This is a genomic window from Paenibacillus naphthalenovorans (assembly GCF_001465255.1).
Taxonomy (GTDB): Bacteria; Bacillota; Bacilli; order Paenibacillales; family NBRC-103111; genus Paenibacillus_G; species Paenibacillus_G naphthalenovorans.
The window spans coordinates 2,804,975-2,828,883 of record NZ_CP013652.1; the positions used below are offsets into that span (position 1 = coordinate 2,804,975).

General features: G+C 53.1%; 24 protein-coding genes and 1 other annotated feature. Of the genes, 2 read left to right on the forward strand and 22 right to left on the reverse strand.

The features are described 5' to 3' along the window. Window positions 1-5 precede the first annotated feature (5 nt). Window positions 6-791, forward strand: a complete 786-nt coding sequence (locus tag IJ22_RS13855) for an ABC transporter ATP-binding protein (protein ID WP_062409246.1) — start codon at window positions 6-8, stop codon at window positions 789-791. Window positions 792-863: 72 nt separating this feature from the next. Here the strand turns inward: IJ22_RS13855 and IJ22_RS13860 are convergent, their stop codons facing one another. The 20 genes from IJ22_RS13860 to IJ22_RS13955 form a co-directional block, all read right to left on the reverse strand. After that, window positions 864-1,919 (reverse strand): anthranilate phosphoribosyltransferase, encoded by a 1,056-nt coding sequence (locus IJ22_RS13860; protein WP_062409247.1) that lies wholly within the window; start codon window positions 1,917-1,919, stop codon window positions 864-866. Window positions 1,920-1,986: 67 nt separating this feature from the next. Continuing rightward, window positions 1,987-4,116 (reverse strand): assimilatory nitrate reductase catalytic subunit NasC, encoded by a 2,130-nt coding sequence (gene nasC / locus IJ22_RS13865; protein ID WP_062410986.1) that lies wholly within the window; start codon window positions 4,114-4,116, stop codon window positions 1,987-1,989. Window positions 4,117-4,158: 42 nt separating this feature from the next. After that, on the reverse strand, window positions 4,159-5,391 hold the full coding sequence (locus IJ22_RS13870) for an MFS transporter (RefSeq protein ID WP_054819706.1): 1,233 nt from the start codon (window positions 5,389-5,391) through the stop codon (window positions 4,159-4,161). 307 nt (window positions 5,392-5,698) lie between these two features. Then, window positions 5,699-7,000, reverse strand: coding sequence for a GTPase ObgE (gene obgE / locus IJ22_RS13875; RefSeq protein ID WP_062409248.1), 1,302 nt, complete (start codon window positions 6,998-7,000; stop codon window positions 5,699-5,701). Continuing rightward, window positions 6,990-7,631: a Spo0B domain-containing protein gene (locus IJ22_RS13880; RefSeq protein ID WP_235594132.1), complete on the reverse strand. Its 642-nt coding sequence runs from the start codon at window positions 7,629-7,631 to the stop codon at window positions 6,990-6,992. The genes obgE and IJ22_RS13880 overlap by 11 nt, the downstream gene beginning before the upstream one ends. Window positions 7,632-7,827: 196 nt before the next feature. Continuing rightward, window positions 7,828-8,139 carry a 50S ribosomal protein L27 gene (gene rpmA, locus IJ22_RS13885; protein ID WP_054819705.1) on the reverse strand — a complete coding sequence of 104 codons (312 nt, stop codon included), beginning with the start codon at window positions 8,137-8,139 and terminating at the stop codon, window positions 7,828-7,830. Window positions 8,140-8,158: 19 nt separating this feature from the next. After that, window positions 8,159-8,485: a ribosomal-processing cysteine protease Prp gene (locus IJ22_RS13890; protein WP_054819704.1), complete on the reverse strand. Its 327-nt coding sequence runs from the start codon at window positions 8,483-8,485 to the stop codon at window positions 8,159-8,161. 6 nt (window positions 8,486-8,491) lie between these two features. After that, the gene (gene rplU, locus IJ22_RS13895; protein ID WP_054819703.1) at window positions 8,492-8,803 is read right to left on the reverse strand and encodes a 50S ribosomal protein L21; all 312 of its coding nucleotides are present in this window, start codon (window positions 8,801-8,803) and stop codon (window positions 8,492-8,494) included. An 11-nt stretch (window positions 8,804-8,814) separates the two neighbouring features. Next, window positions 8,815-8,901, reverse strand: a sequence feature (ribosomal protein L21 leader region). Window positions 8,902-8,952: 51 nt separating this feature from the next. After that, window positions 8,953-10,191 (reverse strand): Rne/Rng family ribonuclease, encoded by a 1,239-nt coding sequence (locus tag IJ22_RS13900; protein ID WP_171005939.1) that lies wholly within the window; start codon window positions 10,189-10,191, stop codon window positions 8,953-8,955. 36 nt (window positions 10,192-10,227) lie between these two features. Beyond that, window positions 10,228-11,133, reverse strand: coding sequence for a M50 family metallopeptidase (locus IJ22_RS13905; protein ID WP_062409249.1), 906 nt, complete (start codon window positions 11,131-11,133; stop codon window positions 10,228-10,230). Further along, window positions 11,126-12,004, reverse strand: coding sequence for a M23 family metallopeptidase (locus IJ22_RS13910; protein ID WP_054819700.1), 879 nt, complete (start codon window positions 12,002-12,004; stop codon window positions 11,126-11,128). The genes IJ22_RS13905 and IJ22_RS13910 overlap by 8 nt, the downstream gene beginning before the upstream one ends. 258 nt (window positions 12,005-12,262) lie before the next feature. After that, window positions 12,263-13,414 carry an FtsW/RodA/SpoVE family cell cycle protein gene (locus tag IJ22_RS13915; RefSeq protein WP_054819699.1) on the reverse strand — a complete coding sequence of 384 codons (1,152 nt, stop codon included), beginning with the start codon at window positions 13,412-13,414 and terminating at the stop codon, window positions 12,263-12,265. Window positions 13,415-13,420: 6 nt separating this feature from the next. Continuing rightward, entirely contained in the window at window positions 13,421-14,218 is a 798-nt protein-coding gene (minD, locus tag IJ22_RS13920; protein ID WP_062409250.1) for a septum site-determining protein MinD, read from the reverse strand. Window positions 14,219-14,237: 19 nt separating this feature from the next. Beyond that, window positions 14,238-14,903, reverse strand: coding sequence for a septum site-determining protein MinC (gene minC, locus IJ22_RS13925; protein ID WP_062409251.1), 666 nt, complete (start codon window positions 14,901-14,903; stop codon window positions 14,238-14,240). 70 nt (window positions 14,904-14,973) lie between these two features. Beyond that, window positions 14,974-15,498: a rod shape-determining protein MreD gene (mreD, locus tag IJ22_RS13930; RefSeq protein WP_054819698.1), complete on the reverse strand. Its 525-nt coding sequence runs from the start codon at window positions 15,496-15,498 to the stop codon at window positions 14,974-14,976. Continuing rightward, a complete protein-coding gene (gene mreC, locus IJ22_RS13935; protein WP_082660814.1) occupies window positions 15,495-16,352 on the reverse strand; it encodes a rod shape-determining protein MreC in 858 nt (285 codons plus the stop codon). The genes mreD and mreC overlap by 4 nt, the downstream gene beginning before the upstream one ends. A gap of 43 nt (window positions 16,353-16,395) precedes the next feature. Then, on the reverse strand, window positions 16,396-17,430 hold the full coding sequence (locus IJ22_RS13940; protein ID WP_054819697.1) for a rod shape-determining protein: 1,035 nt from the start codon (window positions 17,428-17,430) through the stop codon (window positions 16,396-16,398). A gap of 285 nt (window positions 17,431-17,715) precedes the next feature. After that, complete coding sequence (radC, locus tag IJ22_RS13945) at window positions 17,716-18,405, reverse strand: RadC family protein (protein WP_054819696.1); 690 nt, start codon at window positions 18,403-18,405, stop codon at window positions 17,716-17,718. A 57-nt stretch (window positions 18,406-18,462) separates the two neighbouring features. Then, window positions 18,463-19,074, reverse strand: a complete 612-nt coding sequence (locus IJ22_RS13950; RefSeq protein ID WP_074727148.1) for a Maf family protein — start codon at window positions 19,072-19,074, stop codon at window positions 18,463-18,465. A gap of 164 nt (window positions 19,075-19,238) precedes the next feature. Then, complete coding sequence (locus IJ22_RS13955; protein WP_062409252.1) at window positions 19,239-19,481, reverse strand: DUF4321 domain-containing protein; 243 nt, start codon at window positions 19,479-19,481, stop codon at window positions 19,239-19,241. Window positions 19,482-19,639: 158 nt separating this feature from the next. Here IJ22_RS13955 and IJ22_RS13960 point away from each other — a divergent pair, with 158 nt between their 5' ends. Continuing rightward, window positions 19,640-20,938, forward strand: a complete 1,299-nt coding sequence (locus tag IJ22_RS13960) for an N-acetylmuramoyl-L-alanine amidase (protein ID WP_235594134.1) — start codon at window positions 19,640-19,642, stop codon at window positions 20,936-20,938. Between the two features lie 137 nt (window positions 20,939-21,075). On the opposite strand, the gene IJ22_RS13965 is transcribed toward IJ22_RS13960, so the two are convergent. Beyond that, a complete protein-coding gene (locus tag IJ22_RS13965; protein WP_062409253.1) occupies window positions 21,076-22,377 on the reverse strand; it encodes a hypothetical protein in 1,302 nt (433 codons plus the stop codon). 140 nt (window positions 22,378-22,517) lie between these two features. Next, window positions 22,518-23,903 (reverse strand): UDP-N-acetylmuramate--L-alanine ligase, encoded by a 1,386-nt coding sequence (gene murC / locus IJ22_RS13970; protein WP_054819255.1) that lies wholly within the window; start codon window positions 23,901-23,903, stop codon window positions 22,518-22,520. Window positions 23,904-23,909 lie beyond the last annotated feature (6 nt).

Here is a 23,909-nt window from a genome sequence, read left to right on the forward strand (position 1 = left end):
CAGTTGTGAATACGGCCTATACGATTGAAGTGAAAAATCTCAGCTACCGCCGGGACGACAAAACGCTGCTGAGCGGCATCGAATGGAAGGTCCGCAAAGGAGAGCATTGGGCTTTGCTCGGGCTCAACGGCTCCGGTAAAACAACGCTGCTGAATATGATTACAGGCTATTTGTGGCCAACCACAGGCGTCATCAGCGTTCTTGGGGAAACGTACGGGTCCGTCGATCTGCGGGAGATGCGCAAATCGATCGGCTGGGTCAGTTCCTCGCTCCAGGAAAAACTATACGCCAGCGATAAAGCGCAGGTCGTTGTACTGAGCGGCAAATACGCCACCATCGGTTTATACGATAAACCCGACGAGAAGGACTATGAACAAGCCTCGGAGCTGATGAAGCGGCTGGGCTGCTCACATCTGTGGGACCGGACATACCAAACGTGCTCCCAAGGGGAGAAGCAGAAGCTGTTGATCGCCCGTGCATTGATGGCCAATCCACGGCTGCTGATTCTCGACGAACCCTGCAACGGACTCGATCTCTTTGCACGGGAGCAGCTACTGTCGAGCATTGCGGGCCTGGCGGAGCGGCCTGATGCCCCTACCATGCTCTATGTCACGCATCATACGGAGGAAATTCTGCCCGTCTTCACCCACGTCCTCTTGCTGCGCCGCGGTGAGATGTTCGCAGCCGGAGAAACCGGGAAGCTGCTTACCGACGGTACGCTATCCGACTTCTACGAGATGCCGGTGGAGGTGCGCTTCCGAAACGGCCGGGCTTGGCTTGCCGTAGTGTAAGCCTCTTGACAAAGCCGGGCCGCAGGCCCGGCAAATCAAGCACTACAGCGTCCGATTCACAATTCACTTTATTCATCCTTCCGCCTGAAGCCGTCCTCCATAGTCGCTTCGGCTGCTTAAATCGCGCCATTTGTCCAGCAGCTTCTGCGCTTCCTTGCGCTGCAGCAGCGATCGTGCGAGCTGAAAGCCTTCCTCATACGATCCCACCTTATCGAACCAATACAAACGAAGTCCGGCATTAAAGATCACATGATCCCGCTCATTGGCAATTTCCGGGGAATCGTCTCCTTGTACGATTCGGGTCAACAGCTGAAGCTGCCGCTCTTTGCCGCATTTTTCAAGCGGGACCCCGTGAAAGCCGAAGGTGGCCGGATCGATCGTGCTCGCTTCATCGCCCCAAGGCGTTACTTTACGGATGGAGCTGTTCTTGTAGATGGGCAAATCCTCGGATCCCTCCATACCTTGCACAATGTAGGCGGTCTCGAAGCCCGATTTCGGCAGCAGATGGATCAGATGATCAATCGCCGTCTTATGATTGACTCCGATAATGATATTGAGCGAATGCACCGGATTGATCACTTTCTCCACTGTATTGAAAAAGGTTCTGAGCCCCATCTGCTCCCTCACATGCCTTACGCGGCCAAAGGGCGGACAGATCAGGTCGGTCCATATAAATCCGATATTGATGCTCATAAAAATCATTTCCCACTCCTTCGCCTGCAGTCCGACCCGAATCCCCAAGCCTTCAAGAAGCTCTTTCAACGATTGCCCGAGCTTCGGAGGGAGTGAATCGCTGCCGTGCAGCACCTGCGGGAACCCGACGGATGCCAGCAGCAGACTGACAGGGATCGTCACGGGAAAGTACACCCTTCCATCGTAAGGTCCGGCACAGTTCAACGAATGCGAAAAAGAACGGTACGGCAGGGAATATTTGCGAAACACATCGATGAAACCCATCATCTCCTCATCCGCCTCGCCCTTCATCCGCATGGCCATCAGGAAGGCCGCCGTTTGCGCATCCGTAGACTCGCCGCGGGCGATGGCATGAGCAGCGGCTACCGCCTCGTCGTAGGTTAAATGCCTTGAACCCGTTTTTCCGGTGCCTACCGTTTTAATCCATTGCTTCATGATGGTCTCCTCCCCCGGGAAAGTCTAAACAAAAATGGAAAAGAGCGCGTGAAGACGCGCCTACAAATTAACCCGGCATAATGTTTACCGCGCATACTTTGAACTCCGGCATGCGGCAGGCCGGATCAAGCGCCGGATTAGTCAGCCGATTAATGCTCAGATCATCACCCCAATGAAAAGCGACAAACACGGTGTCCTGACGGATTTTGGCGGAATATTTCACTTTGAGCCGGATCTCCCCCCGCTTCGAGGCTACCTTGGCATGGCCGCCATTGATCAGTCCGATCTCCCCCGCCGTTTGGGGATGAATCTCCAGCAGCGGCTCGGGATATCTGGAGTTCAGCTCCGGCGTGCTGCGGGTCTGTACACCGGATAAATAATGCTGCAGCACCCGGCCTGTCGTCAGCAGAAAAGGATATTTTCTGCTGGCTGGTTCTTTCGGGCTCTGATGCGCTATGGGTGCAAGCCGCGCCCGGCCGTCTTCATGTGCAAAGCGCCGTTCGAACAACCGGGGCGTCCCCGGATGCGCTTTCTCCGGACACGGCCAGAATATCCCGCTTTCCTTCTCGATCCGATCGTAGGTCATCCCGTAATAATCCGCTTTTCCTCCTTTGGAGGCCAGTCTCAGCTCGTTAAAAATATCCTCGACACTTGCGTACCGGAAATATGGCCCCTTACCGAGAACCTCCGCGATGTCACAAAGAATTTTCCAATCCAGCCGCGCTTCGCCGGGCAGCGGCCTGATCGCCCGACGCACCATGACCCTGCCCTCCAACTGTGTGATGGTGCCTTCATCCTCCAGATAGGAAGAACCCGGCAGCAGCATATGCGCATGCCTTGCCGTTTCCGTTTCGAACAGATCGATAACAAGCAAAAATTTGAGCTTTTTCAGCGCCCGTTCGACCAAATGACTGTTCGGATTCGATACGACCGGATTGGACGCAAGAACAATCAGGCCCTTGATCTCTCCCCGGTCAATCGCCTCCATCATTTCATAGGCGGACACCCCTTGACGGGGCAGCTCTTCTTCCGGGATTCCCCAAACCTTGGCAATGTAAGCCCGGTGTTCGGGATTTTCTATCATGCGGTAGCCCGGAAGCTGGTCCGCCTTCTGACCATGCTCGCGTCCTCCTTGTCCGTTGGCCTGACCTGTAATCGCTCCATACCCGCAGCCGGGCTTTCCGATTTTTCCCGTCAGCAGCACCAGGTTGAGGAAATTTCTGACGTTGGCGACTCCGCTGGCATGCTGCTCTACGCCCCGCGCCGTGAAAACCATCCCCGTCTCCGCCTGCCCGTACATCCGGGCCGCTTCGACAATCAGCCGGGAAGGAATCCCGGTAAGCTCGGCAACCTCGTCCAGGGAAACCTGCATCAAATGATCCGCGAGCTCCGCAAACCCGTTCGTCCGCTCCTTTACAAAAGCATGATCGACATACCCTTCCTCCACAATGACCTTGAGCAGCCCGTTCACAAGGGCCGCATCGTAGCCGGGTTTGATCTTGAGATGAAGATCCGCAATGGAGCAGGTTGCCGTTTCCCGCGGATCGATCACGATGATTTTACAGCCCTCCTGCCTTGCCTTGCGAAAATACGGCATAATCGTCGGTTGGCATTCGGCAATGTTCGTGCCCGCCAGAATAATGCATTTGGCTAACGGCACCTCCGACAGCGGATTCGTCAGCCCGCGATCCACACCAAAGGTGAGGTTCGACGCCCCGGCGGCCGCCGACATGCAGAAGCGGCCGTTGTAATCGATATATTTGGTCTGCAATGCGACCCGCGCGAATTTCCCCAGCAAATAGCTTTCTTCATTTGATAATGAACCGCCGCCATAGACGCCAATGGCATCGTTACCGTACTGTTGTCTTATGCCTTCGATTTCCGCTTTCACCCTCTCCAGCGCCTGATCCCAGGATACAGGACTGAGCGTACCGCCGATCCGGATCATCGGGTATCGCAGCCTCCGGTCGTGGGTCGCATGCACATGCGCGTTCAACCCCTTGACGCAGAGCCTGCCGTCCGTAACCGGATCCTCCTTGTTCGGGGTGACCGAATAGCGGCTTACCATGATCGACTTTTCCTCATGCAGATTCATCGTGCATTGCACACTGCAGTAAGGGCATTCGGTTTTGACCGTTTTTTCTCTGGATGCCAAAGCAGCCTGCCTCTTTTGAAAATGCCTCAGAAATTCGCTCATCGTTCTTTCACGCACCTTATCGTTCACCTAAGTAGCTTTCGATTAAAAATTGACGCCCGAGTCCGTCGTAGCCCAGGACTTCCTCCAGCTGCGGGTCACCGTGTAAAACACAAGCGTAACGACCAGTACGATGGAAGCCACCACGATAAAGCCGGTCACGTGTGTTCCCGTCGCCTGCTTTAACGGACCCAATATGTTGTTGGGCAGCAAGAATCCGCCCAAACCGCCCGCTGCCCCTATGATCCCCGTCACCACTCCGATTTCTTTAGGAAAGCGTTGAGGCACGATCTGGAACAGCGAGCCGTTGCCCATGCCCAGGCATGCCATCATAATACTTGTCAATACCAGCATAACCATAAAGGAGCCCGGCATTGTCGAGATGGCGAAAGCGCAGAGCGCCACGGCCGAATACAACCCCAGCATGAAGCGCATGCCGCCGATACGGTCGGCGATATAGCCTCCGATCGGCCGGAAGAAGCTGCCGGCAATGACCGTAATCGTCACAAGATAGCCGACTTCCACCCGGGTAATTCCGCCCTGTACCGTTTGATCCCCGTACACATCGTAAAAGAAAATGCTGAAATAACTGGAAAATCCGACGAATCCTCCGAACGTAACGGCATAGAATACGCAAAACCACCAGGTGTCGGCATATTTGAAGGCGGCTAAATAATCCTTAAGCTTTTTGGGTTCCGGCTGATTCGGACTGTCCTTTGCCATCAGGGTAAATGCGATCAGTACGAGAACAAGCGGAATGATCGCCATTCCGAATACGTTGTGCCAACCGTACGAGGCCGCCAGCTGCGGTCCAAAGAAGGTTGCCAGTGCCGTACCGCTGTTGCCTGCTCCGGCGATTCCCATCGCAAGCCCTTGATACTGCGGCGGATACCAGCGGCTGGCCAGAGAGAGGGATACGGCGAAGCTTGCTCCCGCAATACCCAGAAGAAAGCCCAGAGCTTGCAGCTGGCTGAAGCTTGTGCCGCCAAGCCAACCCCACAGAAGCGGAATGATCGTCAGCACCATCCCGATGATGCCTGCTTTCCGGGAGCCGATCCGATCGGCCAGAATCCCCATCGGAATCCGGAACAGGGAGCCGCCGAGCGTCGGAATGGCGACCATTGTCGCTTTCTGGGCATCCGTCAGGTTAAAATCCTTAGTAATGTACAGCGAAAGCGCCCCGCAAAGAACCCAAATCATAAAACTGACATCAAAATAGAGGAATGATGACAATAAACTTGGGAAATGACCTGCCTTGCGAAAGTTTTTTAGATCCACTCCACTCTACCTCCCATAATTTTACCTTGTTTTCTCTCTTTTTGTCTAGTTTATGTAAAGATTAATTACATGGTTATACTATACAATCGGAAACCAGAAAGTTCAATAGGTTTCCCGAAAAAAAGTTCATGTTTTTCTTGATGAATATTTTAATGATTCATATTTTACTACTTATTTCTGTTTATTGACGAACATTAGATTCAATTCTAAATATTAATGTACGTGTTTATTCACAATAAAAAACACCAACCTAACATGTTTGTGACATGAAAGGTTGGTGTTGGCGGCAAGTTCGCTATCGGTCATCCTATTCCTGCTCCACGAACTCAAATTCATAATCACCGATTCGGATCGTTTGACCATCCTTGGCGCCGCGTTCGCGAAGTGCTGCGTCGATCCCTTTCTTTCTTAAAATACGGGCAAATCGCATAACGGATTCATGAGTGCTGAAGTTGGTCCGTTTGATCAGTTTCTCTATACTTGGACTTTCAATAACAAAAGCCTCGTTATCCCGGCGAATGGTAAAGTCTTCCCCTTCTTCCCTTTCCAGCCGATATACCTTACGTTCCGATAAGTCAGCCAATTCTTCCACCAGAGGCATTTCAGGAATCGTTTCCAGCTGGTCGGCCACTTTATACAGCAATTCCTGCACACCGCTTTTCGCTATAGCCGAGATCGGGCATATCGTCACATCACGGCCCGTTTCGGCAAGCCGCCGCTTAAACTCGGACAAATGCTCCTCCGCACCGGGCATATCCATTTTATTGGCTGCAATGATCTGAGGGCGTTCTTCCAGCTTGGCGTTATAAAGTTTCAGCTCACCGTTGATTTTTTCCCAATCCTCGAAAGGATCGCGACCTTCCGTACCCGCCATATCCACGACATGGACGATGATGCGGGTGCGCTCGACATGACGCAAAAATTCGTGCCCCAGGCCGACGCCTTCGTGCGCCCCTTCGATAAGGCCCGGAAGATCGGCCATCACAAAGCTGCGTCCGTCCCCGACCTCGACAACGCCCAAATTTGGCGTAAGCGTCGTAAAATGGTAAGCCCCGATCTTCGGCTTGGCCCCGGATACAACGGATAACAGGGTCGATTTCCCCACGCTCGGAAAGCCTACCAGGCCCACGTCGGCCATTACCTTGAGCTCCAGCACCACCCAGCGCTCTTCGCCTTCCTCACCGTTCTCAGCGATTTCGGGAGCCGTATTGTTCGCCGTCGCAAAGCGGGTATTCCCACGGCCGCCGCGTCCTCCTTTGGCAACAACGACCTCTTGGTTGTGCCGCGTCAGATCGGCGATGATTTCCTGCGTATCATCATCGATAACAACGGTGCCCGGAGGCACTCGTACAATCAGATCCTCCGCATTCGCTCCGTGCTGGCTTTTGTTGCGGCCTTTTTCGCCGCGCTGCGCTTTAAAATGCTTTTGATAGCGAAAATCAACCAAGGTACGAAGTCCCTCATCAACACGAAAAATGACGTCGCCTCCGTCGCCTCCGTCGCCTCCTGCGGGACCGCCTTCCGGAACGTACTTTTCCCTCCGGAAAGCAACCAAGCCGTCGCCTCCGTCGCCGCCCTTCACATAAATCTTGGCCTTATCAACAAACATCACAGTCACCCTCTTTATGTATCACATCCGCGTAGGTCCAATAAAGCTTCCATACGATCTTACGTTCCCCATTTTGCGCCTCGAGCTTTGAACCGCCTTCAGCCAGCCGCTTGGCGTTTAGCTGCGCTTCCTTTTGTGCTATGCGCTCATTGATGTAAGCTCCTTCATATACAGCCGTCAGCAGCAGCCGCTGCCCTTCGCGGCTTAGACGAAGAACAAGAAAGCTTTCATCTTCCATTGAAACTGTCGCCTCTTCTTTAAATGCATCAAGCACCGCAATAATCTCTTCGGCGGATGCCTCCGGATTCTCCAACTCCGAAAGGTGAACTTCTTCTTCTAACCGGATGTCAAGCGCAAGCTCCTTCACCTCGGCTTGAAACGTCAGCAGATGCAGGATCAGATGGGGAATTCCCAGCTTGGAAATATAGCTTTCCTGTTGTACTTTCGCTTTTATTTTCTCCATTAACGGTGATAATTTATCATACTTTTTTAACTGCACGTATCCCATGAGAATTTGAATATCGTTCATCCAATCGTGACGGTAGTGGTTAAACAAACGAAGTATACGCTGGTCCGGATCGTCATTCAAGGGATCGGTTATAGAGGTACGGCCTTGAGGTTCCAATGTCATGCCTTTATCTCTCCGTTTCCGGTTCATCCTTCATCCATACAGTATATCATTTCGGCCATCAAAACTCATCCTATTGTCCAAACCGTTCAAACCGGACCTTCATCCGACGACTCAGTCCCCGGCAACAAATCCGTTTCAGAAGCAGAAAAACCCCGGCGAACATCGATCGCCAGGGTTTTGGTCGTTGACGGGTAATTTACACTTCTACCGCGGCGGCTACCGGAGCAGTCGTCACAGGGTAGACGCTCACTTTCTTGCGGTCGCGGCCATAACGCTCGAATTTCACAATGCCTTCAACCTTTGCAAAAAGCGTATCGTCGGAGCCGATACCCACATTGTTGCCCGGGTGAATTTTCGTTCCGCGTTGACGCACCAGGATGCTGCCTGCCGTTACCTTTTGCCCGTCGGCACGCTTCACGCCAAGACGCTTCGCAATACTGTCACGGCCGTTCTTCGTGGAACCTACACCCTTCTTGGATGCGAACAACTGAAGATTTAATTGCAACATGTCTGACTACCTCCTTACTTCAATGATATGTTATTGCTATATATGCGCCATACGATTGTTCTATGGTTTGCAGCATGACTACCATACCTTCCAGCAGTAGCTGCATCTTTGCGTCAATTTCCGCTTCCAGCTCTTTGGGAATGGTCACCAGAAGCAAACCATGCTCCATATCGGTGCCCAGCACGTGTCCCGTTAAAGCTTCAACGGCATTTACCGCCCCGACAGTAACGGCAGAGACACCGGCACAGACAATATCCTTACCGGGTTCGTCATACTCTGCATGACCTTCCACGCTAAAGCGTTCGATCCGTCCGTCCTGTCCACGATAAATCTCGATCCGAATCACGGTTTCTTACGCCTCGATCTTCTCGATGACAACTTTCGTGTAAGGTTGACGATGACCTTGCTTGCGGCGATAGTTTTTCTTCGCTTTATACTTGTAAACGATGATTTTCTCGCCTTTGCCGTGCTTCTCCACTTTCCCGGAAACCGAAGCGCCGGAAACCAGCGGAGCGCCAACCACCAAACCGCTATCTTTGGAAACGGCCAGCACACGGTCAAATTTCACCGCTTCGCCTTCGCCTGCGTTCAGCTTCTCGACGTATACAACATCGCCTTCCTGAACCTTGTACTGCTTTCCACCTGTTTCAATAATTGCGTACATTGTTGCACCTCCCCATGTCTCAGACTCGCCTAAAGCCAGGTGATAAGACCTTTAAGGCCTTATGCTTCATGACCCGCTTCGCGCGGTTACAGCATGCTATAGCAACACACTAAAATATCTTATCACATAACGGTCTTTCAATGCAACGCCTATTTTATGAAATCGGCAAAGCCGCTGCCGCCGCAAGCCGAACACGGCTCCGGCGCTGTCGTTTCCATGCTGTCGCGGACCTTTTTGCGAGTCAGTTCAACAAGACCAAGCCTAGTCCAGCCGACAACCACCGTTTTGGTGCGGTCCTTCCTCGTTTCCCGAATGAGCTCTTCAAGCACCGCTTGCCGGTAATCGTCCGTTTCCATATCGATAAAATCAATGATGATCAGTCCCCCGATATCTCTCAGCCGCAGGAGCCGGGCAATTTCCCGCGCCGCCTCCATGTTCGTATCGAACACCGTGCGCTCCAAATCGATCGTTCCGGTATATTTCCCCGTATTCACATCAAATACGGTCAGCGCTTCTGTCCGGTCTATAATCAAATACCCCCCGTTATCCAGCCATACCTTGCGTTTCAACCCGTTCTCCAGCTGCCTGGCAACCGATTCCCCGATGGACCGATCCGTTGCTGACTGCAGCTTCACTCTTTCCGCAAGCCCTGAAGAACCAGCGGGAATCAGTCCGCGAATTTCCTGCAGCGTTCGTTCGGAGGTCACAATGAGCTCCTGAACATCGTCCCGGAACAAATCGCGAATGAGTCTGGGAAGCATCTCCAAATCGCTGTATAGCAAACGCGGCGCCGGCGCGTCCAGCTTGGCGGCTTCCTCCAGCTGGCGGTAGCGTCCGCGCAGCTCGATCAGATCGGCGGCAAGCGCTTCTTCCGATTCCCTGAGAGCCGCCGTCCGTACGACAAAGCCTTCGCCAGGTTGTAAATGCCGCTCCGCTATCCGTTTCAGCCGGTCCCTGTCCGCCGGGTTCTCAATCTTGCGTGAGACGCCGATATAATCGGCATGCGGCATGTACACCCCGTAACGGCCCGGGATGGAATAGTGCGTCGTCACCTTGGCACCTTTATTTCCGACAGGTTCCTTGACGACTTGTACCATAATTTGCTGTCCTTCCTTGACCAAATCATGAATGGACGGCTTTTCCTTCGGCTGCCTGTCCATATGGGCCGGCAATACATCGTCGATATACAGGAATCCGTTCTTCTCAAGGCCGACATCGACAAAGGCCGACTGCATGCCCTGCAGCACCCGGACGACCAGCCCGATATAAATGTTGCCGGCCAGCTGGCCCTGATTCCGCTTTCCTTTATAATATTCCATCAGCTTGCCGCTCTCCAGAACGGCGACCTCGGTATGCTCATCATCGCTATTGACCCATATCCGTTTCATGTCCAGCAACACCTCGGCCTTATTGTACCATATTCCTCAGACGAAAAGCTCGGAAACCGCCCTTCCTCTTTTTGTCTCGTCAAAATAAGAATCGAGCAGCGTACGTTCGGGTAAAACATGGCTGATATACCCGTGATCGTCAAGCACATAAATCAAATGATAGCGATCCCGCATAAACAACCGCACCACGTCCGCCACTTTGCGCCGGCCGTGAACCACAATCGGTCCGGCGGGGGCCCCCTGCACCCATGCTTTTTTGAGCCGCGACTCCCTGTGAACCAAAAAACGCATGAACCGGTAAGGAAGTCCCCGTAACTCGTACCAATTCGAGAAGCATAAAAATAAACCAATCATCAGCCAATTGAGCTGAATGCCGCCCTGCTCCGTCGACAAATGAAAGGCGGATGCGGCGATCAGCAGAACACTGAGAAGCAGGCTGGCTACGACGGCAACCTGCAGCGTCTTTTGGTAGGGCAGCCATAATCCGACCAGTGTCTGCATGACCTTCCCGCCGTCCAGCGGCAGCACCGGCAGAAGATTAAAAAGCGCAATAAGCAGATTCGCTTTGACAAAATAGGCTCCCCATTCCGCCGGGAGCAGGCCATAAGCCGTAAGCACAACCGCGACCAGCATCATCCAAAGGTTCTGCAGAGGTCCGGCCAAGGCAACAACCAGATCCTGGACGGCGGGTACGCCGCCCGGCTCCTCTACTACCGCCACCCCGCCGAAAGGCAGAAGCTGTACTTCCTTCACACGCCAGCCGAAGCTTTTGGCGGCAACGACATGGCCCATTTCATGAATAAATACGATGCCGAATAAGGTAACTGTTTCGATAAAATATCCCGTCAGCACGGAGATCAGCAGCATGATGGAAAAGAGCGGGTGAAAACGGTATTTGACCCCGTACCAGACATTCCAGGACAGCCTTTTTCCCCTAATCAAAAGGGACCACGTCCGTCGGATCGACAGGATTGCCGTCTTTTGAAACGGCAAAATAAAGCGATCCGGACGATTGTCCTTGCCGCGGCGGGGATACCGTTCCGATCGTTTCTCCCCCTTTGATCCAATCCCCGACTTTCACTTTCCCCTGCTCCAGCTGCCCATAGACCGATTCCATGCCTGACGAGTGGCGAAGAACGACCGTAAACCCCGTATCCTCCCTCAGCCCCGCAAAGGTAACGAGCCCCGTGTCCAGAGCCGATACCGGGGTTCCCGTCTTTGCCTCTACAAGTACTCCTCCTTGAACGGGAGTAAAGGCAGCGATCAATTTCCCCTGGACAGGAGGGAAATAATGTCTGGAGCCAGCGGACACTTTCTGCGCATCCTGATGCTTTGACGAATCGAATACGGGCAGGAAGGACGGTACGCTGCCGAACGTAACCTCATACCAAGCGGAGAGGAAGGCTGTGTCGAACGACTCCGTCAGCGCGCCCGTTACCACTTCTTTTCCTTTATTAGCCAACGGGTGCTCCACTTGAAACATGCCCCACACCAAAGCAAATAAAACACCGCTCAGCATGATTCGGACGGCCAAACGGTTTGTCCGAGGCTCTGACGGGCCTCCGCCGTTTTCATCGTAGGAATGCTCATACCGCGACCACTCCCGCTGCAGCTTGCGCTTCCATTCCACCTCGGGATCATGCCGATGTTCTATCGCCCTGCCCCAATCCATTTCCGGCCCATTTAAGCTCCTCTCAGCCGGAAATTCCATATGAGAAGGTTCCGGCCCCCCATACCTACGGCGCGGACCGCCTTCCTGAAGCTTACGGATTTTTTCCATCCGCCGCTCGCGAACGTTTTTCCTCGTCTCCATCCCAATACTCCCCCTTGCCGCAAGAGCTTGCCTATTCCATCCTATGAGCTTGTACCCGCAAATATACGAGTTCCAACGGCACTCGGCAGCAAGAAGGTTTGCGGTCCTTTTCCGCACCCTATAATGAAAAAGGATGAGGCGCCGTGAACACGGCTCCCCACCCTGCTTTTAGAATTAGCGATGATGACGGCATGCCAAAAGGACTTGGCGGACCACTTGCCGCAAAGTCCCTTTACTTCCGAATTTGCCGATGCCGCATCATTCCTCATCGAGCAGTTTATCGTCATGCAGACGGACGCTCATCACCAATCCCATCGCGACCATATTAATCAGCAGCGAGGTGCCTCCGTAGCTGATGAAGGGAAGCGTAATTCCCGTGAGCGGCATAATGCCGATCATCATTCCGACATTCTGGAACACTTGATAGACCAGCATGGAGACAATGCCGATAATCATGTATGAGCCGGTATAATTATTACAATAAAGAGAAATCAGAATCATGCGGTAAATCAGGACAAAATACATAAGCAGCAAAATCGAAGAGCCGACAAAACCGAACTCTTCTCCTACCACTACAAAGATGGAATCCGTATAGGCAACGGGAATAAACCCGCTGTGGATGGATGTTCCCTGCAGATAGCTTTCCCCTAGCAAGGATCCGGAGCCAATGGCGCGAATCGCATTGTCCACATGATATTTCGCATCGTTGGTCGCGGCGGAAGGATCGATTAAGGTAAGAATCCTTGGCATCCAGTGCGTGGATATGCCTTTGGCCACAAGGAATTCCTTCAGGGGATCGTGGTACAGCTTGAATAAATATAAAAACAGATAAGCGAACCCGACAATCAAGCCCCCGCCAATAACACCGTGCGTCCAACGGATGTTGCCGATCCAAATCATGCCAAGCAGGATGACGCCCAATATTATCGCATTACCCAGGTCCGGCTGAATGACGACCAAGCCAATGGGCAGTATGCCGAGCAGGAGGATCGGGAGGACATCCTGAGTCAATCCCAGCGTCTCCCCCTTGTTGCGAGCCATAAAAGCCGCTAAACTAATGATCAAAATGATCTTCACGAGCTCGACCGGCTGAAAATCAAGTCCAAACGGCAGCTTGAACCAGCCTCTTGCTCCGTTAATTCTGGCGCCGAAGAAATAAACGGCAACCAACAGAAAAATTCCGATACCATATAAATAATACCAGATTTTCGCCAACACTCTGTAATCCAAAAGGGTCGTAACGAAAAAGGCGGTAAGCGAAATAATATAGATCACCGTCAGCTTCACAGGGTCAAATACTTCGGAGTGATTATATCTCGTCGCGCTATAAAGCAGAAGCGTACTGATCACCATGAAAGAAATAAGGATAAGCACGATGGTGAAGTCGATTTTTTTTAGTTTATGCAGCACCTTGCGTCATCCTATCCCAAGAAACTTTTTCATTCGAGTGAAGACACCGGTTTTTTCTTCCATAGGCATCAGCGGAACGGAATCTCCAAGAATACGGCGTGCAATGTTCCGGTAGGCAATAGCGGCGCGCGAGTTCGGGTTCATGACCGTAGGCTCTCCGATATTCGCCGTTTTAATGACATATTCATCGTCAGGCACGATGCCCAACAGGTCGATGGCCAGCACGGAACAGATCTCATCGATATCGAGCATTTCCCCTTTTTTGACCATGTTCGGGCGAATCCGGTTGATGACGAGCTTCGGCGACTCCACATTCGGCTCTTTCTCAAGCAGCCCGATAATCCGGTCTGCGTCCCGTACGGCGGCGTTTTCCGGCGTAGTCACGACGATCGCTTTGTCGGCCCCTGCCACTGCGTTCTTGAAGCCCTGCTCGATACCTGCCGGACAGTCGATAATCACATAATCGAAATCGCGTTTGAGCTCCAGTACAATTTGTCTCACCGCGTCGGGTGATACCGCATGCTTGTCCTTTGTCTGTGCCGCAGGCAGCATATAAAGCTCGTCAAACCGCTTGTCTTTCACCAAAGCTTGCGGCAGACGGCAACGGCCTTCGGCCACGTCGATCAAATCATAAATGATCCGGTTTTCGAGACCCATGACCACATCGAGGTTGCGGAGACCGATGTCCGTATCCACCATCACGACCTTCTTCCCCTGCAGCGCCAAAGCCGTCCCGATATTGGCGGACGTCGTCGTTTTGCCAACGCCCCCCTTGCCTGAAGTAATGACGATTGCGTCTCCCATAGGTTCCTCTCCTTATCCTTCAAGTGCGCCCAAATAACCCAAACTTGTACAAGTGATGGATTTTGTCGATCTCCATTTTACCGTCTTTTACATAAGCGAACTCCATATAAGTATCGAAGCTGTCGCTAAGATCCCACTCATCCGGGGGACGGCTGATAATTCCTGCAATTCTAAGCTGCGTAGGCCGCATATGAGAAGCTGCGATGACAGCCTTCTCATCCCCGTCCACGCCCGCATGCGCCATACCGCGCAGCGAGCCCATAATATAGATGCTTCCCGAGCTGAGAATGGTTCCGCCCGGGTTCACGTCTCCTAAGAATAAAATATTCCCTTCATGCGAAAGCGTCTGTCCCGATCGTACCATTCCCCTTACCAATTTGACGTTCCCCGGGTCCGGTTCCGTTCTTTCCAGCGACGGGTCCTGCGTTTCGACCGATTGGACCAGCAGGTTGCCTCTGCAGCTGATGATGCTGCGTACCTGTTCTTTCTGCTCTTCCGTTACCGCGCGGCTTCCCAGCTTCACATGCACATGAATGATCGGCCCGGTCAAAATCTGTTGATGCGTTTTTTCCAGCTTGTGTTTTAATTCCGCTAGGACATCAGAGAACTCGCAGGTATCGTCAAGCAAAAATACGAGTCCGTCTTTTACGCCTTTTATCGTCACATGATGCTTATTTGCAGACATAACCGCTCTTACCCCCTAAGCCTATACAATTCGGCTTGGCGACGGCGTTCTCCTGCTCCTCCACAGAAAATTATTCTTCTTTCCTCTGCTTTAAAGAAAGTCCCTCAAACAGCTTCCGCATCGGAACATAAACAGCAAGCGCAAACAGCAGGTTAATCAGCATGCTCGGCAGCATTTGATAAAAGAATACCCACTGGAACTCCGTATGAATAACGCGAAACAAACGATACAAACCGAATATGACCGAATCGTAAAACAAATTTCCCATACCGATCACAAGCATGCTGATCACGATGCTGGAATACACCCGGCCCTGCAGGAGACCGGCCAAATAACCGGAGAGACCAAGTCCGAACGAAACCGGGCCGAGCATGGGTGAATAATGAATGAAATCCTGCAGCATACCGAAAATAAGTCCGAACATAAGTGCCGTATGACGATGAACATACAGCCCGATATATAGAACAATGACCAGCAGGAGGTGCGGAACGACATATACCTTCGTTTGCCAGGCTGTTGGAATCAACCAAGGCACCAGGCTGCTCTCAAGTAAAAACAGACCGCCCAAAATCAACCAAAGCTTCGTATGATTCATGACGACTCACCCAGCTCGGGCACTTCTACGACGAACACTTCGCGAAGATGGTTAAACGAAGCGAAAGGCTGAATGTTGGCCACGTAGGTGATGCCGAATTCGCCTTGCTTTTTCTCGACCACCTTTCCTACTTCGATGCCGCTCGGGAATACCAGACCTCTTCCCGAAGTAATGACCGTATCGCCGGGCTGAATCGGATCCTTCGGATCAATCTTGGTCATCAGCAGCGTCTGCGAATCAGTATCGAACGTCTCAATGAAGCCGAACGATTCGTTCTCCTTGCCCTTCACCGTTACGGAGATCGCTTTGGACTCCAACGCCGCTTTGTCGTCAATTCCGGTAAGCAGCTGTACGTCGGAATAAAAAGAAGATACGCCGACCACCCTTCCGATCAGGCCCTCCACCGACATGACGGCCATATTGGGCCGGATTCCGTCCTTTTCGCCCAGATTGACCGTCATCATCTTATTGCCCTGATTGAAATAAACGACCTCGGCTATCCGGAATTTATAATCGTTCATTTGCTTCTGCCGTTCGGTAAAACCCAGAGCATCCTGCAGCCGTTTGTTCTGCTGCTCGAGGTCGTTCAATCGGGTCGTATCGCGGGCATACTTGGTCAACGTCTGACGCAGCACCTGATTTTCTTCATAGATGGTACGCAGCTGTCCGATATTTTGAAAAAACCCGACGATGGCGCCGACAGGCTTGTACACCAGTCCCTGGGTCCAAGAAATGGTATCCTTCAGAAACTTTTCCGGCCATGTATTATAATTTCGCTGCCCGGACGTAAGACCCATCAGCACAATAAAGCAAATCAGGCCCAGCATCAGCAAGAGCAGCCTCTTATTCCCCATTAATCTCAATGCTTACACCTTCCAATACGAGAGGCTGTAATTTTTAACGCCGGGCTTTGACGGCAGGACCGGACCTCGTCTTGAACAAGTGAATGTTGTCAAGCGCTCTCCCTGTGCCGATCGCAACGCAATCGAGCGGATTGTCGGCCACCAGCACAGGCATCCCCGTTTCACGGGAAAGCAGCTTGTCCAGATTGCGAAGCAAGCCTCCGCCGCCCGTGAGCACAATACCCCGATCCATGATGTCGGCCGCAAGCTCCGGAGGACATTTCTCAAGGGTTATCTTTACGGCATCCACAATGCTGTTCACCGTATCTGCAAGAGCTTCGGTAATTTCATCCGAGGTCACGGACATCGTTTTGGGCAGCCCCGTCACCAGATCCCGGCCCCGGATTTCAAATCTCTGCGGCGGGTCCAACGGCAGCGCGGAACCGATCTCCACCTTGATTTGCTCCGACGTCCTCTCACCGATCATCAAATTGTAGGTGCGTTTGATATATTGAATAATCGCCTCGTCCATCTCATCGCCGGCTACACGAATGGAACGGCTTGTGACAATACCTCCGAGGGAAATGACGGCCACCTCGGTCGTACCGCCGCCAATATCGACCACCATGCTGCCGGTCGGCTCCCATACCGGCAAATCGGCGCCGATCGCCGCTGCGAACGGCTCCTCGATCGTATAGGCGTCCCGGGCCCCGGCCTGCCGCGTCGCATCCTCCACCGCGCGTTTTTCCACTGCAGTGATCCCGGACGGAACACACACCATCACGCTGGGGTGACGCTGAAACAAAAAGCGCTGCTTTTGCGCTTGACGTATAAAATATTTGATCATCGTCGCCGTTGTGTCAAAATCGGCAATCACACCGTCTTTCATCGGACGGATGGCCCGAATGTTGCCCGGTGTGCGCCCGATCATTTTCTTTGCGTCGTTGCCTACCGCTTCGATGGTTTTCGTATCGGTGCGAAGTGCAACGACGGAAGGCTCGCGAACGACGATACCTTTGCCTTTGACATAAACCAATGTGTTGGCCGTCCCCAGGTCAATCCCCAGATCTTTTGTAAATCCTCCGAACATGGTTGGTGCTCCCTTCTCTATTAAAAGACGCGCATTCCGCGGAATTAGTTTTCAATTTTGATTAAAAAAACGGATTTTCAGCCGCTTATTTCAGGTACCGCCTTAAGTATGAAGCGTCATTCCCAACATAAGCCCATCCAATTCCGTGATTTGGCATTATAAACCTCTGACCGTCAAAAGAAGATTCGGAGGGATTCGCTTTCTGATGCTTTCAGAAAAGCCCCCGCCGCAACCTCCGTGCAGCTTTGCCGAATCGTCTTTGATCAAGAAGCCTTACTTATTATATTACATCAATCCAAGCTCCTTCAAACTTACGAAGCGTTGATCGCCGATCACGATGTGATCCAGCACATCGATCCCTACGATGTCGCCTGCTTGCACAAGCCGCTTCGTAATTTGGACATCTTCCGGACTCGGAGTCGGATCGCCGCTCGGGTGATTATGAGCGCAAACAATGGAAGCGCTGCTGCGCTTAATGGCTGCGCGGAACACCTCGCGGGGATGAACGATGGACGCATTCAGACTGCCCATCGATACGGTCTCCTGACCGATCACATGATTTTTGGTATTCAGAAACAGACAAACAAAATGCTCTTTTTGCAAATAACGCATGTCCTCCATCAAAAGTGACGCCACATCCTGCGGAGATCGAATCGTAACCGTTTCGTTCATGGCGCTTCGGGCAAGCCTGCGGCCCAGCTCGATGCCCGCTTGAATCTGCAGCGCTTTGGCCGCGCCGATCCCTTTGATTTGGGTAAACTGCTCGATGCTCATGTCGGTCAGGCTCCTCAGCCCGCCGCTTTCCTTCAATAACCGATGCGCGACATGGACGGCCGATTCCTGAAACGTGCCCGTTCTGAGCAAAATCGCAAGCAGCTCCGCGTTGCTTAATGCTTGAGCCCCATACTGTATCATGCGTTCTCTAGGTCGTTCTTCGTTTGGGACATCGCGCAATGTATAATTGAGCGATTCCATGCATTCCCCTCTTTCATATAGTCTTTGTTCGAGCATCCATTATATCATGACACCCTCTCAAAAAACAGCCACAGAAAAACGTTCGAGCATATCGGAAAGCAGCGACATCGGAAGACCCACGACGGTAAAATAATCGCCCTCGATTCTCTCCACAAGGGTTGCGCCGAGTCCTTGAATGCCATAGGCTCCGGCTTTGTCCTTTGGCTCTCCCGTTGCGATATAACGACGAATTCGTTCATCCGTGAGTGCCTTCATCCAAACGGACGTCCGCTGATGGTCTACATGCCTCTCCCCGGTCTGCAAATCGATGCAGGCCACGCCGCTGTAGACATGGTGCTCCCTTCCCTGCAGGGACTTCAGCATGCGGAAAGCGTCTTCTTCGTCCTTTGGCTTGCCGAGCGTTTCACCGTTCAAAACGACGATCGTATCCGAACCGATGATAATGCCGTCCCTGACCCCCGAACGATCCGCTTTACAACGTTCGTATACAGCCGACGCTTTGCGACCGGATAGCCGCTCCACAATGTGTTCCGGCGCAAGTCCCGCTTCTATCGTTTCGTCCGCGTCGCTGGCGATGATTTGATAGGGCAGCTGCAAGGAGCGGATCAGCTCCTGCCGCCGCGGGGATGAGGAAGCCAGAATCAGCGTTTTGGTTGTGGTTATCGACATAAAACGTTCCCTCGTTTCGAAATTTTATATGGTGGTTTGTCCCCGAAAATCCCCGGCTGTCCGGACATGACGGATGAAGGAAAAACGAATGAAGCCTGATGAATCCTCTATGTGAAACGCGCATGCCGATCCGCTTCCTTCACCGGAAGCGGACAGCTCCTTGTCTACAGCCTGCGATGCACCCAGAATCCGAGCGCCAAGCCCGCAATGCTGATCAGATTCAGACGGATCTGAAGATCCAGATCGTATTGGATCACAATCAGATCGGCTTTAGGCTGCCAGCTCAGCGGCACCGACTTGGTCAGGAACGACAATCCCGGATATGGGGCAAGAAGCTGGCCGACCAGCGTTCCGGCAACCAATCCGACAATCAGGAAGAGAATGAGCGTAAGCATATTCTTTTTCAAGTGTAGGATACCTCTTTCGGGAAAAAATTACTAATCTGATTTTCTATGTATGCCACTGGCTATTATATCACACTTGTCCGTGGCGACGAACGAGTATTGTCTGGAAAGGAATTATGAGGAATGCTATCTGCTTACGGAAGAAAAGGTGAACTTGGATCATGGTAAGAAAAAAAGGCAAGCCGTTGCGAAAACCGTGGATGCGCACCGCTATTTTGGCGCTGGGTCTTCTGGTTCTGCCCGGCCAGGCGATGGCCGCGAAAATTGTCGTCGATGCCGGTCACGGAGGCCGTGACCCCGGCGCCATTGGCGTAAACGGTCTTCAGGAGAAAACGGTCAATCTGGACATATCCCGCAAGCTGAGAGATCTCCTGATACAGCGGGGATACGAGGTTACGATGACAAGGGATTCCGATGTGTATCTCACCCTGAAGGAACGGGTCGACTTTACGAAGGCGCAGCATGCGGATTTGTTTGTTTCCATCCACGCGAATTCGATCTCCAGTCCTGGAACGCGCGGTGCGATGGTGCTTTATTATGACGATGCGTATCCTCAATCGAGCTATCCTGCAAGTCCAGAGATGAGGGCCCTTACGCCTCAAAGCCGGGAGCTGGCGACCAAGGTGCTGAACTCCCTCGTCCAAACGGCGGGGCTGGAAAACCGGGGCATTGTACCGAGCGCGGTCTATGTCGTACGTATGGGCAACATCCCGAGCATCCTCGTGGAGACGGCGTTCCTGTCGAACCCTGAGGATGCGGCTCTCCTGGCATCGAATCAGATGCGCCAAATCATGGCTCAGGGCATTGCCAGCGGCATTGAAGCTTATTTGCCGCCGAATATACAGTTCCCCGACACCCGGGGACACTGGGCACGCGAAGCCATCCTGCGGTTGAATGCGCAGGGCGTGGTGGAGGGCGTCGGCAAGAACTTCGAGCCGGACCGCATGCTGACGAGAGCGGAATGGATGACGCTGCTCGGACGCATATTCGACCTGCCGGCGGCGAAGCCGGCAGGGGGCGCTTGCGGCGACGGCAGCAAGGACACGGTCGCCGGCGCCGTCTACCGCGACGGCGGATGCGACGCCGCGCAGGGGGCTGCCGCGTTCCGCGACGTGAACGCGGGGCACTGGGCCTTCGCCGACCTGGACAGGGCGGTGAAGGCCGGCGTGCTGGAGGGCTACCCCGACGGCACGCTGCGGCCCGACCAGCCCGTGACCCGGGCGGAGGTAGCCGCGCTGTTCCAGCGGCTCGCGAAGCTGCCGCTGATTGAGCTTGCGCCGGGCTCGCAGCGGCCGTTCAAAGACATACCAGCAGGTTACTGGGCGGAGGGAGAGGTAGCCGCGTTGAAGCAGGCCGGCTGGATTGACGGTGTAACGGCAGAGCGATTTGAGCCTGAACGCTCCATGACACGGGCCGAATCCGCCGCACTGATCGACCGCTACATAGCAAGCCGCAAGTAACCTATCAGGGACGCCAGTGCCTTGTATCTGCTTGGGGTTACGGTAAAAAGGGCGGTAAATCGGCTCTTCATATCGTACATGAATAAAACAAGCTCACCTTTCATTCGTCAAGGCGAATCAGAGGTGAGCTTGCTTTTTTATTGTACCGAAGCGCTGCTCAGCAGCGCCTTCTCGGCCACGAGATACTGCATTAAAGCGGACTGAGCTTCCCAAAGGAGAGCCTGCGACGGATTCTTATTATATTCCTCAAGCGAAACTACGGCGGTATTGAGCGCGCTGTTCATTTTGGGAAGCGACGCCCGGCCAACCTCCCCTAAACCGTCGCTGACGGCCGAAGCCGTGCCAGCCCAGGTCTGGTGGGTCGCTTTGATGGACTGCAGCGCCTTCGGATCGAGCGCCTCCGGTTTTTCTTTGCCCAGCTGGACGACCGTCTGCGATGCAATCTGCTGTACCAGCTCATTTCCCTGGCTCATATAGCTTTCAAACAAATGGATCTGATTGCCTTTCCATTTGATTTTGGCTGCGGCCGGAATGTCAAATGGCTTGACCATCACCTCAAGCTGTCTCTGCTGAAACGTCCGGGTAAGCTCAAGCGCTTCATCCCGGCTCAGAGCCATGCCTACGTATACAGGGAACTTTTCCCCCGCATCGCTGACCGCAGCAAGCCCCTTCTGGCGAAAATCGGTTACAGCCGAATCTGCACTCTGGGAGCTACTGAAGACGCCACCCTGCAGAAAAGAATATGTTTTGGCAGGAAGGTTGACAGCCAAGTCGGCCACGGCTTCATTCACGGCCGCATTCGGCGCTTTCGCTGCACCGCTGTTGCCATCCTGTACAGCGGCATTATCCTGCTGCTGCGGCGCTGTCGTCCCGCCCACGGGTTGTACCTTCCCGTAGTCGGAGACGTCTCCGGAGAACATAGAGAGAACCAAAAAACCGAAAGCGACGCCCGTCACGACAGCCCCCGTTACCGAGGCGGCGATTTTCAACCATGAGTTTCCGCCGGACGGGTTCGGATAGTAGAATGAGTCTTTGGTCTTATAAGCCCTGTACTCCCGCGTCTGCCCCCGCCCCCGATTCCATTCCCGTTCCACGTATCCCGATTCCGGATCGGCCCTCAACTTCTCCGATGGCGGGATACTCTCTTCAATCCGGTAGGTGTCCGTATCGAATGAGCTGTGCCAGCCGCCAAAATCGGTGGTATATTCGTTCAAAGGTCTGACCTCGACAGATTTGCGTTCCTCATTGCCCATTGCCGGCCCTTGCCCGGGTCGTTCTTCTATAACACGGTATTCCTCTGTACTCATCGGAATCCCCTTTGTCTGTTCCTTATTCTCCCGCTCCGTATGCTGATCGTGCCGACCGCTCTGTTCACTTTGCTCCTGCTTCTCACGCGGCTTTTGGTCATTGAAACGAAACGTCATCCTGGCTTTGTTCACCGGCGTCAACTCTCCCTTGTCCATGATCTTATTACTAGACTATGAGAGTTAAAGAGGAAATAGAACTGTACATAAAGAAGCCTCCGGCACCATACCGTCCTGCACGCGGCAGGATGGACCGAAGGCTTCGCTTTGCAAATTTAGTTTTGCTTTGCACGCTCCATAAGAGATTTGGCCAAACCGTCGGCCGCTTTCCAAATATCGCCTGCCCCCATGGTCAGCACCAGGTCTCCCGGATTTACGGTATCGAACAAATAGCTTTGCACCTGTTCCTTTGTCGGTATATACCGCACGTTCGGGTTGCTGTTCTTACGGATCAGTTCCACCAGATTGGCGGAGCTGATCCCTTCGATCTGCTTTTCCCCCGCCGGGGAATAGATGTCCGTGATGATCACTTCGTCGGCATTCGGAAACGCCCGGCTGAACTGCTCAAACAGGAAATACGTACGAGTGTATCTCTGTGGCTGAAAAACGGCGATAATGCGTTTCCCCGTCGCTTTGGCCGCTTGAATCGTGGCTTCGATTTCAGTTGGATGATGCGCATAATCATCGATGACCAGAATGCCGTCTACTTCCCCAAGCACCTGAAACCGCCGCTTGGCTCCGCGGAATTCCGTAATCGCTTCGGCTACCTGTTCGAACGTCAGACCCGCTTCCATGCAGGTAATGATCGTAGCCATCGCATTATACACATTATGCTTGCCGGGCACGGATAAACGAACCGTACCAAGCACGTTCCCCTCCCGCACCAATTCAAACGTAACCTTCCTGTCGCCAAGACAGATGTTCCGTGCCATCACATCGGCTTCCGTTTCGATCGCATAGGTGATGACCTTGCTCTTGATTTGCGGAATCATATCGCGCAAATAGACATCATCCTTGCAAACAACCGCTTTGCCGTCTTTCTTCACCTGGCTTAAGAACCGGGCATAGGCATATTTCAGATTTTCAAAGTTGCCGTCATAGTTTTCAAGATGGTCCGCCTCGATATTGTTGACCAAAGCGATGGAAGGCTGATACTGCAGGAATGAACCGTCGCTTTCATCGGCTTCCGCGACAACCCATTCACCCTTGCCCGCTTTGGCGTTGCTTCCGACGTTCATGATTTCCCCGCCGATGATGAAGGTCGGGTCCTGTCCGCAACGTTCCAGCACCAGGGCTATCATGGATGACGTCGTTGTCTTTCCGTGCGCTCCCGCTACCGCAATGCCCTTCTTGGCATTCATCAGTCTCGCCAGCATTTGAGCCCGGTGCAAAATCGGGATGTTCAGCTCTTCAGCCGCGACCATTTCTACGTTATCTTTGGACAGCGCCGTAGAGTATACGACGACGTCCGCTCCCTTCACGTTCTGCGCTTCGTGTCCAATGAACACCTGCGCCCCCTTGGCCGCCAGCTTCTCTGTAAGCTCCTGCTGAGCCAAATCGGATCCCGAAACTTGGTAGCCCATTTCCAGCATCACTTTGGCAATGGCGCTCATGCCGTAGCCTCCGATGCCGATAAAATGGATGTGCTCCGATGTATTCACTCGCGT

Bases quoted from the DNA above. Each gene is read 5' to 3' on its own strand.
- IJ22_RS13860 (WP_062409247.1), bottom strand. From the start codon at position 1,919: ATGAAGCAATGGATTAAAACGGTAGGCACCGGAAAAACGGGTTCAAGG.
- nasC (WP_062410986.1), bottom strand. From the start codon at position 4,116: ATGAGCGAATTTCTGAGGCATTTTCAAAAGAGGCAGGCTGCTTTGGCA.
- obgE (WP_062409248.1), bottom strand. From the start codon at position 7,000: ATGTTTGTTGATAAGGCCAAGATTTATGTGAAGGGCGGCGACGGAGGC.
- IJ22_RS13880 (WP_235594132.1), bottom strand. From the start codon at position 7,631: ATGACATTGGAACCTCAAGGCCGTACCTCTATAACCGATCCCTTGAAT.
- rpmA (WP_054819705.1), bottom strand. From the start codon at position 8,139: ATGTTGCAATTAAATCTTCAGTTGTTCGCATCCAAGAAGGGTGTAGGT.
- rplU (WP_054819703.1), bottom strand. From the start codon at position 8,803: ATGTACGCAATTATTGAAACAGGTGGAAAGCAGTACAAGGTTCAGGAA.
- IJ22_RS13900 (WP_171005939.1), bottom strand. From the start codon at position 10,191: ATGAAACGGATATGGGTCAATAGCGATGATGAGCATACCGAGGTCGCC.
- IJ22_RS13910 (WP_054819700.1), bottom strand. From the start codon at position 12,004: ATGGAGACGAGGAAAAACGTTCGCGAGCGGCGGATGGAAAAAATCCGT.
- minD (WP_062409250.1), bottom strand. From the start codon at position 14,218: ATGGGAGACGCAATCGTCATTACTTCAGGCAAGGGGGGCGTTGGCAAA.
- minC (WP_062409251.1), bottom strand. From the start codon at position 14,903: ATGTCTGCAAATAAGCATCATGTGACGATAAAAGGCGTAAAAGACGGA.
- mreD (WP_054819698.1), bottom strand. From the start codon at position 15,498: ATGAATCATACGAAGCTTTGGTTGATTTTGGGCGGTCTGTTTTTACTT.
- mreC (WP_082660814.1), bottom strand. From the start codon at position 16,352: ATGGGGAATAAGAGGCTGCTCTTGCTGATGCTGGGCCTGATTTGCTTT.
- IJ22_RS13940 (WP_054819697.1), bottom strand. From the start codon at position 17,430: ATGTTCGGAGGATTTACAAAAGATCTGGGGATTGACCTGGGGACGGCC.
- radC (WP_054819696.1), bottom strand. From the start codon at position 18,405: ATGGAATCGCTCAATTATACATTGCGCGATGTCCCAAACGAAGAACGA.
- IJ22_RS13950 (WP_074727148.1), bottom strand. From the start codon at position 19,074: ATGTCGATAACCACAACCAAAACGCTGATTCTGGCTTCCTCATCCCCG.
- IJ22_RS13960 (WP_235594134.1), top strand. From the start codon at position 19,640: ATGGTAAGAAAAAAAGGCAAGCCGTTGCGAAAACCGTGGATGCGCACC.